Source organism: Pseudomonas mandelii (assembly GCF_900106065.1).
Classification (GTDB): Bacteria; Pseudomonadota; Gammaproteobacteria; order Pseudomonadales; family Pseudomonadaceae; genus Aquipseudomonas; species Aquipseudomonas mandelii.
Genome location: NZ_LT629796.1, coordinates 3,717,046 through 3,733,941 on the forward strand (window position 1 = coordinate 3,717,046; position 16,896 = coordinate 3,733,941).

Consider the following 16,896-nt stretch of genomic DNA (forward strand, 5'->3'; position numbering starts at 1 on the left):
TTTTTTACGGTTTCCAACATGTTTCAAGCGATACAACGCGATCCGCGTTGCGAGTTTGTGAGCAGCATTTGTACACGGTGCCGAAGCTCGATTGCAATAACTGCCGTGATCTGGCTCGATATCCGGCGAAGAATGGAAGACCCGCTGAACAGCGCCCTCCGGGCCCCTTACAAGCTCGCGGAGTTGTTTGCTGTTACGTTTTCAGGTGCCGGGTTTCGGATTGCGCTCAGGTATTATCCGCCTCATTGCGGATTCTCGACTGCGTAAAGTCAAACACTCCCAGGGAGGGAGCGCTGTATGGCGATCAATAAACCCGGACACACTGGTCTGACGCGCCTTCGTCGTGTTTCGCCGGCCTTCGATATGGCTGTCATTTCTACGGTCATGGGCTTCGCGATTATCGCAAGCACGATTTATCCAGGCGTTCCGAGCGCAGTGGTGGGCGCCATCGTCGGCGCTTTTATCGGCGTGAAGAATTTCAGGGATGACGCGATTGCAGATTGATTCGACCCAGTTTTTGGTAGTGGGGGGATTGGTCGCAATTGGAATCTACCTGGGAGCTTCGCTACTCGCGCGATCGACGCCGGACCTGAAGCATGGAGCTGCCCTGGTGGTCGCGTGGTTCACAGTGGTGAGCGTCATTGATATTGCGTTGCAGGTCTATCAAGCCGAGCCTCATCAGCTGGGCATCCTGGCAAACCAGAAAGCTATCATCCTGATCGGGTCCGGCGTGATGCTTTGGCTGGCGGTCGGCGGAATCTGGACGGCCTTGGCCTCACCGCTCAAAAAGAAGGCGTCGAAGATTTCTCAGCCTCAGTGAGCCTGTCTGTGTGGTCGAACGCAGGTTTTGACGAGGTCGTTTCGTGTCTTGTCTGTTGTTCAAGGCGCCGGTTGTCACCGTGTTCTGGATGAAACGTTTGCTAATACAAAGTGCTGGGTTATAACTAACTCACGAGTGACGCAGGAAGCCTTCGGAATGGAATCGAAAGAACAGCTTTTAATGGATTTACTCGGCCTCACGGCCCGCTCCTTGACCCACCTCACCGCTTCCATGACGTCGATGTCCTTCGAATTGATGCGCAGTGAAGACGAAGTGACCAAAGCGGCCGGTCGACGCATGATCGATCGCATGGCAACCATTAGTACCGGGCTCGACGAACACTGGCGACTGATCGGCGAGCTCACCGGCGTACATATCGCCCAGGAACAGATCGAAACCATTCAGGAGATCCAGTTGCAGGCGCCGCCGCCCAGGTTGCCGCCGAATTGATCGTGCACGGCCATCGGCTAGCCTGATGGTCGTCGATTCACAAGACGAACGTCGCTGGCGCAGTCGCGGGTCACGCGCCATAGTTTTGTTCCCGCGGCTGATATTGCCCGCCCAGAACAAAACAGAGACTGGCCATGACCAAGACTCTCCATCACCGTGCCTGCCACCTGTGTGAAGCCATCTGCGGCCTGACCATCGAGACCTCCGAGGTCGAAGGCAATGGCGTGCAGATCACCTCAATCAAGGGTGACCCGCTGGATACGTTCAGTCGTGGGCACATCTGCCCCAAGGCGGTTGCCCTGCAAGACATCCAGAACGATCCGGATCGCCTGCGTCAGCCGATGTTGCGAGTGGGCAGCGAATGGCAGCCTATCGAGTGGCAAGACGCTTTCAGCCTGGTCGCTGAACGCCTGGCGGCGATTCAGGAGCATCACGGGCAGAATGCGGTGGCGGTTTATCAAGGCAACCCCAGCGTGCACAACTATGGCTTGATGACCCACAGCAATTATTTCCTGGGCCTGCTGAAAACCCGCAACCGGTTTTCCGCGACCTCGGTCGATCAGTTGCCTCATCACTTGACCAGCCATTTGATGTACGGCCACGGCTTGCTGCTGCCGATTCCGGACATCGACAACACCGATTTCATGTTGATCCTCGGGGGCAATCCCCTGGCCTCCAACGGCAGCATCATGACCGTGCCGGATGTGGAGAAGCGCCTGAAGGCGATTCAGGCCAGGGGCGGCAAAGTGGTGGTGGTCGATCCGCGCCGCAGCGAAACGGCAGCGATAGCCGATCAGCATCTGTTCGTGCGCCCCGGTGGCGATGCGGCGCTGTTGTTCGGGTTGCTCAATACCTTGTTCGCAGAAGGTCTGACCCGCGACAGCCATTTGCCGGTCGACGGTCTGGATGAAGTCCGTCAGGCGATCAGCACGTTCACTGCCGACACGATGAGCCCCTTGTGCGCGGTGCCGGCAGAACAGATTCGTCAATTGGCCCGGGATTTCGCGGCGGCGCCGACAGCGGTCTGCTATGGCCGGATGGGCGTCTCGACCCAAGCCTTCGGCACGCTGTGTCATTGGCTGGTGCAACTGATCAACCTGGTCACCGGCAACCTCGACCGCGTCGGCGGTGCCTTGTGCACTGAACCTGCGGTGGATCTGGTGGCCTCGACGTCGGGTGGGCATTTCAATCTGTGGCAGAGCCGGGTGTCCGGGCGTCCCGAGTACGGTGGTGAGTTGCCGGTGTCGGCCCTGGCGGAAGAGATGCTGACGGGCGGGGAAGGGCAGGTTCGTGCGCTGATCACCGTGGCCGGCAATCCGGTGCTGTCCACACCCAATGGCCGGCAACTGGAACAGGCGCTGGACGGTCTGGAGTTCATGGTCAGCATCGACCTGTACATCAATGAAACCACGCGCTATGCCGACCTGATCCTGCCGTCGACTTCCGCACTGGAAAACGATCACTACGACACCACGTTCAACATGTTCGCGGTGCGCAACGTCACCCGTTTCAACCGGGCGATCCTGGGCAAGCCCGAAGGTGCATTGCATGACTGGGAGATCTTTGTCGGCCTGGCCCAGGCTTTTGCGGCGAAGACCGGCAAGGAGCTGAAACCGACCATTGCACCGGCGCAGATGATCGATCGTGGGCTGCGGATGGGGCTTTATGGCGATGCCTCGGCGCACAAGCTTTCGTTGGCGACGCTGTTCGATCACCCGCACGGCGTCGATCTGGGCGCGCTCAAATCGAACCTGGCGCCACGCCTGAAAACCGCCAACCAGCGAGTCCAGGCCGCGCCGGCTGCGATTCTCGCTGACCTTGCCCGTTTCGCCGCGCTGCAAGCACCGGCTGCCGACGAATTGCTGATGATTGGTCGTCGCCATGTGCGCAGCAACAACTCGTGGATGCACAACTATCACCGTCTGGTGAAGGGCAAGCCGCGCCATCAATTGTTGATGCACCCGGATGACCTGGCCAGTCGTGGACTCGGTGACGGGCAGCGCGTGCGGGTCAGTTCGCGGGTCGGTGTGATCGAAGTGGAAGTGCTCGCCAGCCTGGACATGATGAAAGGCGTGGTCAGTCTTCCTCACGGTTGGGGGCATGCACGGCCCGGCGTGCAGATGACGATCGCCAGTAGTCAACCGGGCTCCAGCGCCAACGACCTGACCGATGAATGTCAGCTCGACGAGTTGTCGGGGAATGCTGCGTTGAACGGTGTTCCGGTGACGGTGGCGGCGGCTTGATTGTGTCTGTCGGGGAGACCGAGCATGGCGCTCGGGTTTCCGTTACAATGCGCCACCGTGCCGACCTCTGAGTCGGAAAGTTCAGCCGAGGTGCTCCATGGATATCATCGAAACGATTAAAGAGCAGATTGCTAACAACACCATTCTGCTTTACATGAAAGGTTCGCCGAATGCCCCGCAGTGTGGCTTCTCCGCGAAAGCCGCGCAGGCCGTGATGGCATGTGGTGAAAAGTTTGCTTACGTGGACATCCTGCAGAACCCGGAAATCCGCGCCAACCTGCCAAAATACGCCAACTGGCCAACCTTCCCGCAACTGTGGGTCGGTGGTGAGCTGGTCGGCGGTAGCGACATCATGACTGAAATGTCGGCTGATGGTTCGCTGCAGGCCACGATCAAGGCTGCCGTTGAAGCGGCTGCTGCGAACAAGACCGAAGCCTGACCCGGTACCTGTAGGCGCGAAGCTTGCTCGCGAAAGCGGTACAACATTCAGCACATAAGTTGACTGGACTACCGCTTTCGCGAGCAAGCTTCGCTCCTGCAGATGTTTCGTCCTGAAACAGGTGCAAACCTTGTTCAGGACGAGACAAAGGGCATTAAAAAGCCCCGCCTCTATAAAAGAGTGCGGGGCTTTTTATTGTCTCGAGTTTAGCGGGCGCTAACTTACTCTTCGCCCATCTGCGATTGCAGATAGTTCTCAAGACCGATTTTATCGATCAGGCCCAGTTGAGTTTCCAGCCAGTCGATGTGTTCTTCTTCGGACTCAAGGATATCTTCGAGCAATTCACGGCTACCGAAGTCACCCACGGTTTCGCAATGAGCGATGGCAACCTTGAGGTCGGCATGACCAGTTTTCTCAATACGCAGGTCGCATTCGAGCATCTCCTGGGTGTGTTCGCCGATCTGCAGCTTGCCCAGGTCCTGGACGTTCGGCAGGCCTTCGAGGAACAGGATGCGCTTGATCAGCTTGTCCGCGTGTTTCATCTCGTCGATGGATTCGTGGTATTCGTGCTTGCCGAGCTTGTTCAGACCCCAATCTTCGTACATGCGCGCATGCAGAAAATATTGATTGATCGCGACCAGCTCATTGGCAAGGATCTTGTTGAGATGCTGGATGACTGTAATGTCGCCTTTCATGATGGGGTCCTGCCCTGTATTAGCTGTCAATAAGGCGGAGTTTGAGCCGCACAACTAAGAGTGTCAAACCTAAGTTATTGAAACTTAAATGAAAATTAATCGGAATAAGAATGTTTGTGTTCCGCGTCTGGAGCGTAAGCAGTTGATTTTCAGACATAAAAAAACCGGACATCAAGTCCGGTTCTTTGGAATAGGGTAGTTACGCGGCAGTAAATTCTACAGGGAAAGGAATCGCAGCCTGGGCCGATTGCAATTTGGTCAGGGTTTCACGCACCACTTCCTTGGCAAGGCAGGCGCATTTACCGCATTGGCTGGCTACGCCAGTGGCCTGGCGGACTTCTTTGTAGCTGCAGCAACCTTCATAGATTGCATCGCGGATTTGACCGTCGGTGACGCCAGTGCAGAGGCAGACATACATAAGCTAAGAACCGTCGCTGGTGGTGACTCAGTTGCGATGGATCTTAATGTTAACGAGAATGATTGTCAAAGTGCTTTCTGAAAGCTTCGCGTTATAAGCGAGTATGACTGACGAACGGTTTTCATCCGGGCTTCTGCCATCACCTGTCGCGACGACCAATTTGACGCGCGGTTGAAAAACCGTTGAGGACAGCCCAAAAACGCCGTGTATGATGGTCGGTCCTTGCGAAGGGGGGCGTGTCACAGGGCTGTCGCCTGAGGGTGGCAGGCTGACACGAACCCAGTTCTTCACGATATATAGACCAGGAGATATTCAATGAGCGTACTCGTAGGCAAACAAGCCCCGGACTTCACCGTACCTGCCGTCCTCGGCAATGGCGAAATCGTTGACAGCTACACCTTGTCCTCGGCCATCAAAGGCAAATACGGCCTGGTGTTCTTCTACCCACTGGACTTCACCTTCGTTTGCCCGTCCGAGCTGATCGCTCTGGACAACCGCATGGCTGACTTCAAGGCGCGCAACGTTGAAGTGGTCGCGGTGTCGATCGATTCGCACTTCACCCACAACGCATGGCGCAACACCCCGGTGAACAATGGCGGTATCGGCCAGGTTCGTTACACCATGGCTGCCGACATGAAGCACGAAATCGCCAAGGCCTACGACGTTGAGTCCGAAGGCGGCGTGGCTTTCCGTGGCGCGTTCCTGATCGACGACAAAGGCGTTGTCCGTTCGCAGATCATCAACGACCTGCCGCTGGGCCGTAACATGGAAGAGCTGATCCGTCTGGTCGACGCGCTGCAATTCCACGAAGAGCACGGCGAAGTCTGCCCTGCCAACTGGAAAAAAGGCGACAAAGGCATGACGGCTTCGACCGAAGGCGTCGCGGCTTACCTGACCGAGAACGCTGCTGCGCTGTAAGGCACGTTCGAGGCATAAAAAAACCGGCCACTGAGGCCGGTTTTTTTATGGTTGGGAGAAATTCAGCGACCGGGATCAGTCGTTGAAGTCTTCCCAGCCGCCCATTTGTTTCCAGCGATTGACGATGCCGCAGAACAGCTCGGCCGTCTTCTCGGTGTCGTAGCGCGCCGAGTGAGCCTCACGACCGTCGAAGTCGATGTCCGCCGCCTGGCAAGCCTTGGCCAGTACGGTTTGACCGTAAGCCAGGCCAGCGAGGGTCGCGGTATCGAAACTGGAGAATGGGTGAAACGGGTTACGTTTCATGTCCAGGCGTGCGACAGCGGCGTTGAGGAAACCCAGGTCAAAGCTGCTGTTGTGCCCAACCAGAATTGCCCGTTTGCAGCCGTTGGCTTTCAGGGCCTTGCGGATACCACGGAAGATATCGGTCAGGGCCGTTTCTTCGCTCACCGCCATACGCAGCGGGTGATCGAGTTTGATCCCGGTGAATTCCAGCGCCGCGGCTTCAATGTTCGCGCCTTCAAAAGGTTCGACGCGGAAGAAATAGGTGTGATCGGGATACACAAAGCCTTTTTCATCCATGGCGATCGTGGTCGCGGCGATTTCCAGCAGGGCGTCAGTGGCAGAGTTGAAACCACCGGTTTCAACGTCGACAACAACTGGCAGGTATCCACGGAAGCGCTCAGCCATGGGGTGGCGCGAACCACCTCCGCCGCCTTGACCGTCCTGTTCGTCGTCGAAATGGTCTTCACTCACGCGTGTTCCTCCAGCAGGCGCCAGCGCAGTTTTTCACCGGCGCGCAGCGGGATTACGGTCAGCTCGCCAAATGGCAGGCTGGTTGGGGCGGTCCACTCATCGCGGACCAGGGTGATGCGATCGGTGTTCACCGGCAGGCCATAGAAGCGCGGGCCGTTGAGGCTGGCGAAGGCTTCAAGCTTGTCCAGCGCGTTGCGTTGTTCAAAGGCTTCGGCGTACATCTCGATCGCCGCATAAGCGGTGTAGCAACCGGCACAGCCGCAGGCCGCTTCTTTGGCGTGCTGGGCGTGAGGCGCCGAGTCGGTGCCGAGGAAGAACTTGTTGCTGCCGCTGGTGGCGGCGTCGAGCAGGGCTTCCTGGTGGGTGTTGCGCTTGAGGATCGGCAGGCAATAGAAGTGTGGCCGAATCCCGCCCACCAGCATGTGATTGCGGTTGTACAGCAGGTGATGCACGGTGATGGTCGCGCCAACGTTGGCCGAAGCCTCGTTGACGAACTGCACGGCGTCCGCGGTGGTGATGTGTTCAAACACCACTTTGAGCGTCGGGAAACGCTCGACCACACGACGCATATGCTCATCGATGAAGATTTTTTCGCGGTCGAACACATCGACATCGCCGCGGGTGACTTCACCGTGAATCAGCAAGGGCATCCCGACGTCGGCCATGGCCTCAAGTGCAGGGAAGATCTTGTCGATACTGGTGACACCCGAGTCCGAGTTGGTGGTCGCGCCGGCCGGGTACAGCTTGGCGGCGTAAACGAAACCGCTGGCCTTGGCCTCGCGAATTTCGTCGGGCTGGGTGCGGTCTGTCAGGTACAGCACCATCAACGGTTCGAAACGACTGCCGGCCGGACGTGCAGCGAGAATCCGCTGGCGATAGCCGTCGGCTTCAGCGGCGTTACGCACCGGAGGTACCAGGTTGGGCATGATGATGGCGCGACCAAAGGTGCGCGCGACATCCGCAACGGTATTGGTCAACACAGCACCATCGCGAAGATGAATATGCCAGTCGTCGGGACGCAGCAGGGTCAGGCGGTCGGACATGAGGGGATTCCAGGCGGGTCAAACTCTGGGGAATGCTACCGGAAAAGACTCTCTCAGGCACTCGCTATCAAGTTTTGCAGGAAGCTTCCGATATCCAACAGGTATGCCGTAAATATGTGTGTCGGTCTTTTTGTTGTAGAAGCCAGTGGAGCCTCCCGTGCGCCAGCGTTATTTAGCCTTGCTCAGTGTGTTTGCCAGCCTCCCTGCGATGGCGCTCACTTTCCAGACACGTCTGGAGAGCATCGAGTGGACGGTCGAAGGTGACAAGTTCGAATGCCGCCTGACTCAACCGATTACCGATTTCGGTTCGGGTGAATTCGTGCGCCGCGCCGGCGAGCAGGCGACGTTTCGTCTGAAAGCCTACAACGCGATGATCGGTGGCGGTTCAGCAACCCTGCTGGCGGCGGCTGCGCCGTGGCAACCGGGACGTGGCGACATCAATCTGGGATCGGTGAGAATCGGCAGCGGCAACGTGTTGTTCAACAGTTCGCAAGTTCAGGCCGGTCGCCTGATCAGCGGGTTGATGGACGGCCGCAGTCCGGTCATCCGGCATTCCTCTGGTGATGGCCGCGTCTCTGAAGTGCGCCTGTTGCCGGTCAAGTTCAGCAAGGCCTTCAACGAATACCAGGGTTGCGTGGCGAAACTGCTGCCGAAGAATTTCGAGCAGGTCAAACAGTCCGAGATCGGTTTCCCGGGTGAAGGCGTTGATCTTGATTCGCAAGCCAAGGCGCAGTTGCAGGTGATGCTGGAGTTCATGAAAGCGGATCCGACGGTCAATCACATCGAACTCGACGGGCACTCCGACAACAGCGGCAATCGCCTGACCAACCGCGAGCTGTCACGCCGCCGGGCGTTGGCGGTGATGGACTATTTCAAGGCCAATGGCATCCAGGAATCGCAGATCACCCTGCGTTTCCACGGTGAGCGCTACCCTGTGGCGCCGAACACCAGCGCCGCCAACCGCGCGAAGAATCGCCGGGTCGCGGTGCGCCTGGAGCGGGTGGCACCGACCGAGAAAGTCGCGCCTCAAACCACGACGCCGGGAAGCTCTTCGGCGACATCCTGAGTTTGCTGAATTCGTCGCTCGCTCGACAGAATCTGTCGCTTCGTCGTCATAAGCTGTCGCGCCTCTGTAAATTATTCCGTATGACCGGTAGACTTCACGGCTTTCCGTAGAACCCCGTGGAGTGATGGCATGGCGGACGTAAACAAGGTCGTTCTGGCGTATTCCGGCGGCCTGGACACTTCGGTGATCCTCAAGTGGCTGCAGGATACTTATAACTGTGAAGTGGTGACCTTTACCGCTGACCTGGGTCAGGGCGAAGAGGTTGAACCTGCACGCGCCAAGGCTCAGGCCATGGGCGTGAAAGAGATCTACATCGACGATCTGCGCGAAGAATTCGTGCGCGATTTCGTTTTCCCGATGTTCCGCGCCAACACCGTTTACGAAGGCGAGTACCTGCTGGGTACTTCCATCGCTCGCCCGTTGATCGCCAAACGCCTGATCGAAATCGCCAACGAAACCGGCGCTGACGCCATTTCCCACGGCGCCACCGGCAAGGGTAACGACCAGGTTCGTTTCGAACTGGGCGCCTACGCACTGAAGCCTGGCGTGAAAGTGATCGCCCCTTGGCGCGAATGGGACCTGCTCTCCCGTGAAAAGCTGATGGATTATGCTGAAAAGCACAATATCCCGATCGAGCGTCACGGCAAGAAAAAGTCCCCGTACTCGATGGATGCCAACCTGCTGCACATTTCCTATGAAGGCGGCGTGCTGGAAGACACCTGGACCGAGCACGAAGAAGACATGTGGAAATGGACCGTCTCCCCGGAGAAGGCTCCAGACAAGGCGCAGTACCTGGAACTGACCTACCGCAACGGCGACATCGTGGCACTGGACGGCGTCGAAATGACCCCGGCCACCGTGCTGGCGACCCTGAACCGTATCGGTGGCGAACACGGTATCGGCCGTCTCGACATCGTCGAGAACCGTTACGTGGGCATGAAGTCCCGTGGTTGCTACGAAACTCCTGGCGGCACCATCATGCTGCGCGCTCACCGTGCGATCGAATCGATCACTCTGGACCGCGAAGTGGCTCACCTCAAAGACGAGCTGATGCCTAAATACGCCAGCCTGATCTACACCGGTTACTGGTGGAGCCCTGAGCGTCTGATGCTGCAGCAGATGATCGATGCGTCCCAGGCACACGTGAACGGCGTTGTGCGCCTGAAGCTGTACAAGGGCAATGTGATCGTCACCGGTCGCAAGTCCGACGAATCGTTGTTCGATGCCAACATCGCGACCTTCGAAGAAGACGGCGGCGCCTATAACCAGGCCGACGCAGCGGGCTTCATCAAGCTCAACGCCTTGCGCATGCGCATTGCTGCGAACAAAGGCCGGAAGCTTTTCTGAGATCTTTGAAGCTGCAACGACGGTAATGGAAATGTGGCCTTGTCAGTGACAAGGCCACATTTCTGAAAGAGGGATTTTTCCTGCCGGGTATCATGTATCAACTTTCTTGTTGTTGTTACAAATAAGCTTTCGTCTGCTTTACTCTCCGACTGCCCGTCGCAATCGGTCTTCTGCTATTGGCGTTCAAGCCATCGTCGTCATGCCATGTGAGCTCAAATTGTAGGCAACCCAGAACGTAGTGCTGTTGCGTTTCTTTGTTTGTTTCGAATGCTTGTGTGCGCCTTCCTTCAGTAACGCCTCTGAATCAGTACAGGTTAGGAACACGATCACGCGCGCAGGGTTTTCCTGTGGTTGCTGGATCTTTTCCATCAAAGTGTTGAAGTCCATTTTGTTGCTCATCCATCGTGCATCGACGATGTGCAGATCCTTTAGCAACACCGATGAGCGTAAGGGGTGCTCAATCAAATGCTCGGGTGTATTGACTTGCGCGTGATCGGCATCGGTCATGGCCTTGATGAAATGCTTGCCTTTCTCAAAATCAGAGGGCGCGTAAAGCGATCGATAGTTGAAGTTGAGTGTGGCGAAGAATAGGAAGAGCAAATAAAAGGGAAAGCTGATAAGGAACCAGATATAGATCTCTCGTTCCTTATTGTCGAGAAATGGAAGAGAGATAGCAGCCGAAGTTTCAGACAGTGTTGCAAATATTGCAATGATTGTCATGGGGTTGGAAATTCTTATTTTGAGTTTGTTCATGTTGTTTGCTCATGGAAGATTGTCTGTTCTCGATCAATTTATGGAGAGGTTTCGGGTGTTGGTAAGTTGTCGGAGTCGGGAAGGCGGTCTGCTGTTTTGGGGGTGTCCTTTTAGTGGGTTTGTTAACGGGAGTCATAGTAGCTGTATTATTTGCGCCTCGGGTATTTTTGTTATTGTTGTTTTGGTAAGTGTGGCGTTTATTGCTGTTTCTGAAGTGTTGCCTGGTGTAAGGGTTGTTGTAAGTTGATTAGTGGTCACGTCTTGATTTTTAACGAGCGAGTGTGAATGTTCGCCTGAAAATATCGGTTGTTTTTTAGCGTAGCTCAATCGTCAGCGTCTGTCGGATCCTTCGGTCAACCTCTGGTTTCTTTGATTTCCTGATGTAAATCGATACAAAAACAATTTTGAAAGCACCGTGCCGCCGGGGCGATAAAATTTAAGACACACAGTATTCGTCTGATTTTTGTAAGACATGTCCTGCTTGTTTGTAGGGAATGTCTTTCGCTGCGGGTGGCCGAGGGGGGCGGCATGCCACGGATGAAACGACTAGGCTATTGTGCGGGCTCTAAAAATTCGAACAGCGAAATTGGACTTGCCCATGAATAAAGTGCTGATCGTGGATGATCACCCCGTCATTCGTCTTGCGGTACGTATGCTGATGGAACGTCATGGCTACGAAGTCATTGCAGAAACAGATAACGGTGTGGATGCGTTACAACTTGCCCGCGAACTTATGCCGGATATTGTCATTCTGGATATTGGGATACCGAAGCTGGACGGGCTGGAAGTCATTGCGCGTCTGACCACAACAGCGATGCCTCTTAAAGTGCTGATCCTGACCTCTCAGGCCCCCGGACATTTTTCCATGCGTTGCATGCAGTCGGGGGCCGCCGGGTATGTCTGCAAACAACAGGATCTCACTGAATTGCTCAGTGCGATAAAGGCCGTGCTTTCGGGCTACAGCTACTTTCCGAATCAAGCGCTGCATACCGTTCGTTCCAGTCTCGGGAATGCCAGTGAAGCCGATATGGTGGATCGCCTGTCCGGGCGCGAAATGATGGTGTTGCAACAGTTGGCTCGAGGAAAGACAAACAAGGAGATTGCCGATGGCATGTTCCTCAGCAATAAAACGGTCAGTACTTACAAGACACGCCTGTTGTTGAAGCTCAATGCTCGCTCATTGGTTGATCTGATCGAACTCGCTCAACGTAATGGACTGGTATGAGCGCACTGGCGATTGACGAGGCGTGATGAAAGGGCGTTCATCGGGGGGCGGGCAGCACCCAGTAAAAAGCCTCCGTTTCGGGAGGCTTTCAGGTGTCAAAGGTCAAAATCGTAATCGGCCAACTGCTTTTGCAGTCGACGCTCCTCCAGCAGATTGTCAATGGTGCGGCGTTTGCTCAGGTTGGTCTTCGCCACTTCAACCACCGGTTCAGCGTCATCGGTCTCAACAGGTGTGAAGTCGTCTTCTACGTCCAATTGCTCTTTGCCAGTGCTCATAAGGTTAACTCCAGGCTAAGACTGCCTTTGGCGCTCCTTATATCGACAAACTCCCGGCGGGTAAAAAAGATTTTTTCAATCGATGGATCAATAAAACTAATACTGCCTCAATCGTCCGAGGTCTTTTGCTTGTATTCGCACAGGTCTTCGATCCGGCAGCTCCCGCAACGAGGCTTGCGGGCCAGGCAAACGTAGCGTCCATGAAGGATCAGCCAGTGGTGTGAATCGAGCAGGTATTGCTTGGGGACAAACTTCATCAGCTTCATCTCCACCTCGACCACGTTTTTGCCCGGAGCAATGCCCGTGCGGTTGCTGACTCGGAAAATGTGGGTGTCCACGGCCATAGTCAGTTGCCGGAAAGCGGTATTGAGCACCACGTTGGCGGTCTTGCGGCCGACGCCAGGCAGCGCCTCCAGTTCCTCTCGGGTTTGCGGAACCTCGCCACCATGGCGCTCAACCAGCAAACGACAGGTTTCGATCACGTTTTTCGCTTTGCTGTTGAACAGGCCGATGGTCTTGATGTATTCCGACAGCCCTTCGACGCCCAAGGCATAGATCGCCGCCGGCGTGTTGGCCACCGGATAGAGTCTGGCGGTGGCCTTGTTCACACCAACATCGGTCGACTGGGCGGACAGAATGACCGCAATCAGCAATTCGAACGGCGAGGAATAGGCCAGTTCGGTCTTCGGTTCCGGGTTGTCTTCGTGAAACCTGCGGAAAATTTCCAGACGTTTTGCGGCATTCATGGACAGTGCGTTTCCTCGATGTCGGTCAGTGTGAGGGAGTCGGTCGGTGCCAGGCCTGCCAGGCGGCGATCAGCAGTCCCAAGAGAATGAATCCGCCAGGGACCAGCGTGGCCAGGTGCAGACCGCCGTTACCGATAACCTCGCGCAGCAGGCCTAGCCCCACCAATAGCGCGCCAAACAGGCCACACAAACGCAGGCGATCAAGCCGCGGTTCCTGGAAAAAACCATTGTGCTCCAGCACCACACATTGCAAGGCGATCAATCCTGCATAGATCCCCGCGTGCTGATGCCATTGAAGTGACCCGACCTGCCCGGCCAGTTCCGCGCAACTGGTCAACGTGGCGGCCAACAGGATGCTGGCAAGCAAGCGGGTGGACGGGATCAGCCGTGATCGCAAGGCGGCCATGCTGAGTTCATATGCATTGATCACTACGAAGAACATCAGCCACAGGCCGAGAGCGGTCGGCCAGGCCTGCGTAGCTCCGATCAGAGGCGCAAGCATCAGAGAGTTGCGCAGTGTCGATGTCTTATTCATGCGCACTGCTCCCGATTAGCTGTTGCGGGTGTTCGTCGAAGAAACGCAACGCGTCATGAACGGCGCTGATTACCGCCCGTGAAGTAATGGTCGCGCCCGCTATCTGATCGAATTGACCCTGGTCTTTTCTCAAGGCCCAGCCGGTGTCGCCGGGGGCGTTTCGCGACTTGCCAGTAAACACCTGAAGCCAGGTATTGGGCCAGTCGGCGATCTTGCCGCCCAGGGCTGGGGTTTCCGATTGCTTGAGGGTCTTGACCCCCAGCAACTTGCCGCTGGCGCCGATGGCGATCAGCAGCTCGATGGAGCCCTCGTAGCCCAAGGTCTGGCTGCGCAGCAACACCGCGCTCGGTTGGCTGGCCTTGGTCGCCAAATAGCCGCCCAGCAGCGTGCTGTTGGACAGCCGGATGTTTTCGAGGGCGAGTGGCTGGTCCAACGGCTGATTGTCGTAGCTGTCTGGCGGTAGCAGGTCCAGCAGGTTGCGGCTGTCGATCAAGCGCTGTTGCGCACTGATGCGCGGTTCGCTAGCGTGCTGCACGACGTACGTCACGCCAATTCCCAACCCGGCCAGCAGCACCAGCATCACAACGCTCGTCGCTCGGTTCATGGGGCCATCTGCTCCTGCCTGGACGCGACTAACCGCTCCAGCGCCGGGACGCCAAGGTTCATCAACAACACGGCAAACGCTACACCGTCGGGGTATCCGCCCCAAGTACGAATCAGGTAAGTAAGTATTCCCACGCCGGCACCGAACAACAATCGGGCACCGGGGCTCTTCGCGCCGGACACCGGCTCGGTGGCAATAAAAAACGCGCCCAGCATGGTCGCGCCGGTGAGCAAGTGAAACAGCGGCGAGCCATGGGAGTCGGAGCCCGAACCGTTCCAGCACAGCAGGCTGATGATGAACAGACTGGCAAGCATGCCGACCGGTGCATGCCAGGTGAACACCCGCCGTTGCAGAAGAAACGCGCCGCCAGCGAGAAAGGCCAGGTTGACCCATTCCACACCGTGTCCGCCGAAATGGCCGAACGCCGGATTGCTCGCGAAGAGTTCATCCATGGTCAGGCTTTTGTTGATTCGCAGGCTGTCCAGCGCCGTGGCCTGGGCCCAGGCATCTGGCGCCTGACCGAAGCCGAAGACCTGTTGCAAGCCACCGAGCAGACTCATGCCGTGGGCCGATGGCCAGAGGGTCATCTGTTGGGGAAAGGTCACCAGCACCAGGGCAAAACCAAGCATCGCCGGGTTGAACGGATTTTTGCCAACCCCGCCATAAAGGTGTTTACCGAGCAGGGCGAATGCCGCCGCACTGACCGTCAGCCACCACGGGCAATAAGGCGGCAAGGCCAAGGCCAGCAACGTCGCGCTGACGAGCGCGCTGCCGTCGCTCAGCGTTGGCTTGATCGATTGCTTGCGCAGGTGCAGCACCGCAGCTTCAACCGCCAATGCGGTAACAGCCGTCAAAATCAGGTTGATCAACACGCCCCAGCCATACAACCAGAACAACGCCAGCATGCCCGGCACCGTGGCCAGCAACACCAGCTTCATGGCCTGCTGAAGGCGTTCGTCCACCGATTCAAGGGGCGACATAGGCATCCACCTGACGCTCGGCGTCCATTACAGCGCGTTCCAGCGCTGCAATCTGTTCAGCTGCGGCTTCGCCGGTTCGCGCCTTGTTGAGTTCGGCGCGGCGCATGGCCAGCTGGATCTTCGCCCGTTTCAGCTCGGCATCCTTCGCTGGCGCGGCGGGTGCCGGTGCGGGGATGGGCGGCGCGCTGCTTTCCAGCTTGGCCAAGGCTTGCTCTGCCATCTCGAATTGCTGTTGCAGCACGATCAATTGCGACTGCTGCTCGAAGGTCGGCGGATGCCCGAATGCCTTGAGCGACTTGTTCAGTTGCGCACGACTCATCGCCAGGTCGATCTTGGCTTTTTTCAACGCCGCATCGGCGTTTGCCGCTTTCTGCGCACGCACCCGCTCAAGCGCAGCCTGAACCGGGTCGAGCGTCGGCACTTCGTTTTGCGGCGTGGCGCGTTGAGCGCGGGCCTGACGTTCGGCGAGTTTCTGCTCTTCCTCGCGGCGCAAACGGGCGTTGCGCTGTTCGAAGCGACGCCGCGCATGATTGCGTTTGGCGGTGCGCGCCCGTTGTTCCTCAAGGCTGAACGCCAGGCCACCAACAATCGGCAGCACCGTGGCCAAAGGCAGTGGCCGCATTTCGATGCAATCCACCGGGCACGGCGCGACACACAGGTCGCAACCGGTGCATTCGTCGATGATCACCGTGTGCATCAATTTGGCGGCACCGACGATGGCATCCACCGGACACGCCTGGATACATTTGGTGCAACCGATGCATTCGGCTTCGCGGATGTAAGCGATCTGCGCCGGTGCCGAGCCGCGGCTGACGTCCAGTTCCAGCACCGGCACTTGCAGCAACTCGGCCAGCGCCGAGATGGTTTCGCTGCCCCCTGGCGGGCACTTGTTGATCGGCTCGCCGCTGGCGATGCCTTCGGCGTAAGGCTTGCATCCGGGGTGGCCGCACTTGCCGCATTGGGTCTGCGGCAAGAGGGCGTCGATGCGTTGAATCAGACTCATGTTTTGATCAGCCCGCTGAATCCGAGAAAAGCCACTGCGATCAGTCCGGCGCCGATCAGTTCGATCGGCAGGCCGCGAAAGGGCAGGGGAATATCATTTTCGATTGTGCGCTGGCGCAAGTCGCTGAACAGGCTGAGCACCAGCCAGAACCCCAGTCCTGCACCGAGGCACAGGGCGGTGGCGTGGAAGAATCCTTTGTCGTCCTGAGCGTTGAGCAATGCCAGCCCCAGCACACCCGCGTTGCCCAGCAGCAACGGCCAGAGGCCATCAAACGCAAGCTTTGGAAGTAACCGGGAAAGCGCTTTCAGCAGCGGGCCGATCAGCAATACGCTCAAGGGCAGGAACACGAAAAGACGCAGCGAAGTCAGTTCCAGCGGCACCAGCAGCCAGTGATAAGCCGGGTAGCCCAGTATGCCGACCATCAGCATCAGACACGTCGTCGCAATACCCAATGCATGAACCTGATCGCGCTCGCTGCCCAGCAGCGGATCGACGCCCAGCGGCCAGTGCAACACGAGGTTGTTGATCAGGGCGGCGCTGATAAGCGTAAGCAGCATCTCGGTCATGATTGTGCCGGTAGAAA

Annotated in this window: 21 protein-coding genes; 9 read left to right on the forward strand and 12 right to left on the reverse strand. The window is 57.3% G+C overall.

Translation table 11 applies throughout. The features are described 5' to 3' along the window. Positions 1-297 precede the first annotated feature (297 nt). From BLU63_RS17125 to grxD, 5 genes are all read left to right on the forward strand, one after another. Positions 298-504, forward strand: coding sequence for a hypothetical protein (locus BLU63_RS17125; RefSeq protein WP_010457690.1), 207 nt, complete (start codon positions 298-300; stop codon positions 502-504). Continuing rightward, entirely contained in the window at positions 485-820 is a 336-nt protein-coding gene (locus BLU63_RS32785; RefSeq protein WP_138739082.1) for a hypothetical protein, read from the forward strand. Before BLU63_RS17125 ends, BLU63_RS32785 begins: the two co-directional genes overlap by 20 nt. A gap of 156 nt (positions 821-976) precedes the next feature. Continuing rightward, a complete protein-coding gene (locus BLU63_RS17135; protein ID WP_077749897.1) occupies positions 977-1,270 on the forward strand; it encodes a hypothetical protein in 294 nt (97 codons plus the stop codon). A 134-nt stretch (positions 1,271-1,404) separates the two neighbouring features. Next, positions 1,405-3,513 (forward strand): molybdopterin oxidoreductase family protein, encoded by a 2,109-nt coding sequence (locus BLU63_RS17140; protein WP_083375849.1) that lies wholly within the window; start codon positions 1,405-1,407, stop codon positions 3,511-3,513. 97 nt (positions 3,514-3,610) lie between these two features. After that, positions 3,611-3,952 (forward strand): Grx4 family monothiol glutaredoxin, encoded by a 342-nt coding sequence (gene grxD / locus BLU63_RS17145; RefSeq protein ID WP_010457686.1) that lies wholly within the window; start codon positions 3,611-3,613, stop codon positions 3,950-3,952. A gap of 221 nt (positions 3,953-4,173) precedes the next feature. Here the strand turns inward: grxD and bfr are convergent, their stop codons facing one another. Continuing rightward, a complete protein-coding gene (bfr, locus tag BLU63_RS17150; protein WP_010457685.1) occupies positions 4,174-4,647 on the reverse strand; it encodes a bacterioferritin in 474 nt (157 codons plus the stop codon). Between the two features lie 199 nt (positions 4,648-4,846). Beyond that, entirely contained in the window at positions 4,847-5,065 is a 219-nt protein-coding gene (locus BLU63_RS17155) for a bacterioferritin-associated ferredoxin (protein WP_007943567.1), read from the reverse strand. Between the two features lie 315 nt (positions 5,066-5,380). Here BLU63_RS17155 and BLU63_RS17160 point away from each other — a divergent pair, with 315 nt between their 5' ends. Further along, positions 5,381-5,983, forward strand: a complete 603-nt coding sequence (locus BLU63_RS17160; RefSeq protein WP_010457682.1) for a peroxiredoxin — start codon at positions 5,381-5,383, stop codon at positions 5,981-5,983. A gap of 75 nt (positions 5,984-6,058) precedes the next feature. Here BLU63_RS17160 and rnt read toward each other — a convergent pair whose 3' ends face one another. Together rnt and pyrC are read right to left on the reverse strand one after the other, a co-directional pair. Beyond that, positions 6,059-6,736, reverse strand: coding sequence for a ribonuclease T (gene rnt / locus BLU63_RS17165; RefSeq protein ID WP_008155580.1), 678 nt, complete (start codon positions 6,734-6,736; stop codon positions 6,059-6,061). Then, positions 6,733-7,779 (reverse strand): dihydroorotase, encoded by a 1,047-nt coding sequence (gene pyrC, locus BLU63_RS17170; RefSeq protein ID WP_010457678.1) that lies wholly within the window; start codon positions 7,777-7,779, stop codon positions 6,733-6,735. Before pyrC ends, rnt begins: the two co-directional genes overlap by 4 nt. Positions 7,780-7,936: 157 nt before the next feature. Between pyrC and BLU63_RS17175 the strand changes: the two genes are divergently transcribed. Together BLU63_RS17175 and BLU63_RS17180 are read left to right on the forward strand one after the other, a co-directional pair. After that, entirely contained in the window at positions 7,937-8,845 is a 909-nt protein-coding gene (locus BLU63_RS17175) for a flagellar protein MotY (protein ID WP_077749895.1), read from the forward strand. 129 nt (positions 8,846-8,974) lie between these two features. Next, positions 8,975-10,192, forward strand: coding sequence for an argininosuccinate synthase (locus BLU63_RS17180; RefSeq protein WP_007898502.1), 1,218 nt, complete (start codon positions 8,975-8,977; stop codon positions 10,190-10,192). A gap of 183 nt (positions 10,193-10,375) precedes the next feature. Here the strand turns inward: BLU63_RS17180 and BLU63_RS17185 are convergent, their stop codons facing one another. After that, positions 10,376-10,945 carry a hypothetical protein gene (locus tag BLU63_RS17185; RefSeq protein WP_010457670.1) on the reverse strand — a complete coding sequence of 190 codons (570 nt, stop codon included), beginning with the start codon at positions 10,943-10,945 and terminating at the stop codon, positions 10,376-10,378. Between the two features lie 598 nt (positions 10,946-11,543). On the opposite strand from BLU63_RS17185, the gene BLU63_RS17190 reads away from it, so the two are divergent. Next, positions 11,544-12,170, forward strand: coding sequence for a response regulator transcription factor (locus BLU63_RS17190; protein WP_010457667.1), 627 nt, complete (start codon positions 11,544-11,546; stop codon positions 12,168-12,170). A gap of 95 nt (positions 12,171-12,265) precedes the next feature. On the opposite strand, the gene BLU63_RS17195 is transcribed toward BLU63_RS17190, so the two are convergent. The 7 genes from BLU63_RS17195 to BLU63_RS17225 form a co-directional block, all read right to left on the reverse strand. Then, entirely contained in the window at positions 12,266-12,445 is a 180-nt protein-coding gene (locus BLU63_RS17195) for a PA3496 family putative envelope integrity protein (RefSeq protein WP_010457665.1), read from the reverse strand. A gap of 107 nt (positions 12,446-12,552) precedes the next feature. Further along, positions 12,553-13,191 carry an endonuclease III gene (nth, locus tag BLU63_RS17200; protein ID WP_083375850.1) on the reverse strand — a complete coding sequence of 213 codons (639 nt, stop codon included), beginning with the start codon at positions 13,189-13,191 and terminating at the stop codon, positions 12,553-12,555. 25 nt (positions 13,192-13,216) lie between these two features. After that, positions 13,217-13,726, reverse strand: coding sequence for an Rnf-Nqr domain containing protein (locus tag BLU63_RS17205; RefSeq protein ID WP_083375851.1), 510 nt, complete (start codon positions 13,724-13,726; stop codon positions 13,217-13,219). Next, positions 13,719-14,330, reverse strand: coding sequence for an RnfABCDGE type electron transport complex subunit G (locus BLU63_RS17210; RefSeq protein ID WP_083375852.1), 612 nt, complete (start codon positions 14,328-14,330; stop codon positions 13,719-13,721). Before BLU63_RS17210 ends, BLU63_RS17205 begins: the two co-directional genes overlap by 8 nt. Further along, positions 14,327-15,310: an RnfABCDGE type electron transport complex subunit D gene (locus BLU63_RS17215; RefSeq protein WP_083375853.1), complete on the reverse strand. Its 984-nt coding sequence runs from the start codon at positions 15,308-15,310 to the stop codon at positions 14,327-14,329. Before BLU63_RS17215 ends, BLU63_RS17210 begins: the two co-directional genes overlap by 4 nt. Next, a complete protein-coding gene (gene rsxB / locus BLU63_RS17220) occupies positions 15,297-16,313 on the reverse strand; it encodes an electron transport complex subunit RsxB (RefSeq protein ID WP_083375854.1) in 1,017 nt (338 codons plus the stop codon). The genes BLU63_RS17215 and rsxB overlap by 14 nt, the downstream gene beginning before the upstream one ends. After that, on the reverse strand, positions 16,310-16,879 hold the full coding sequence (locus BLU63_RS17225) for an electron transport complex protein RnfA (protein WP_010457655.1): 570 nt from the start codon (positions 16,877-16,879) through the stop codon (positions 16,310-16,312). Before BLU63_RS17225 ends, rsxB begins: the two co-directional genes overlap by 4 nt. Positions 16,880-16,896: the final 17 nt, after the last annotated feature.

Coding starts and splice junctions, on each gene's coding strand:
- BLU63_RS17125 (WP_010457690.1), top strand. CDS start 298: ATGGCGATCAATAAACCCGGACACACTGGTCTGACGCGCCTTCGTCGT.
- BLU63_RS32785 (WP_138739082.1), top strand. CDS start 485: ATGACGCGATTGCAGATTGATTCGACCCAGTTTTTGGTAGTGGGGGGA.
- BLU63_RS17135 (WP_077749897.1), top strand. CDS start 977: ATGGAATCGAAAGAACAGCTTTTAATGGATTTACTCGGCCTCACGGCC.
- BLU63_RS17140 (WP_083375849.1), top strand. CDS start 1,405: ATGACCAAGACTCTCCATCACCGTGCCTGCCACCTGTGTGAAGCCATC.
- grxD (WP_010457686.1), top strand. CDS start 3,611: ATGGATATCATCGAAACGATTAAAGAGCAGATTGCTAACAACACCATT.
- bfr (WP_010457685.1), bottom strand. CDS start 4,647: ATGAAAGGCGACATTACAGTCATCCAGCATCTCAACAAGATCCTTGCC.
- BLU63_RS17155 (WP_007943567.1), bottom strand. CDS start 5,065: ATGTATGTCTGCCTCTGCACTGGCGTCACCGACGGTCAAATCCGCGAT.
- BLU63_RS17160 (WP_010457682.1), top strand. CDS start 5,381: ATGAGCGTACTCGTAGGCAAACAAGCCCCGGACTTCACCGTACCTGCC.
- pyrC (WP_010457678.1), bottom strand. CDS start 7,779: ATGTCCGACCGCCTGACCCTGCTGCGTCCCGACGACTGGCATATTCAT.
- BLU63_RS17180 (WP_007898502.1), top strand. CDS start 8,975: ATGGCGGACGTAAACAAGGTCGTTCTGGCGTATTCCGGCGGCCTGGAC.
- BLU63_RS17185 (WP_010457670.1), bottom strand. CDS start 10,945: ATGAACAAACTCAAAATAAGAATTTCCAACCCCATGACAATCATTGCA.
- BLU63_RS17190 (WP_010457667.1), top strand. CDS start 11,544: ATGAATAAAGTGCTGATCGTGGATGATCACCCCGTCATTCGTCTTGCG.
- BLU63_RS17195 (WP_010457665.1), bottom strand. CDS start 12,445: ATGAGCACTGGCAAAGAGCAATTGGACGTAGAAGACGACTTCACACCT.
- nth (WP_083375850.1), bottom strand. CDS start 13,191: ATGAATGCCGCAAAACGTCTGGAAATTTTCCGCAGGTTTCACGAAGAC.
- BLU63_RS17205 (WP_083375851.1), bottom strand. CDS start 13,726: ATGAATAAGACATCGACACTGCGCAACTCTCTGATGCTTGCGCCTCTG.
- BLU63_RS17210 (WP_083375852.1), bottom strand. CDS start 14,330: ATGAACCGAGCGACGAGCGTTGTGATGCTGGTGCTGCTGGCCGGGTTG.
- BLU63_RS17215 (WP_083375853.1), bottom strand. CDS start 15,310: ATGTCGCCCCTTGAATCGGTGGACGAACGCCTTCAGCAGGCCATGAAG.
- rsxB (WP_083375854.1), bottom strand. CDS start 16,313: ATGAGTCTGATTCAACGCATCGACGCCCTCTTGCCGCAGACCCAATGC.
- BLU63_RS17225 (WP_010457655.1), bottom strand. CDS start 16,879: ATGACCGAGATGCTGCTTACGCTTATCAGCGCCGCCCTGATCAACAAC.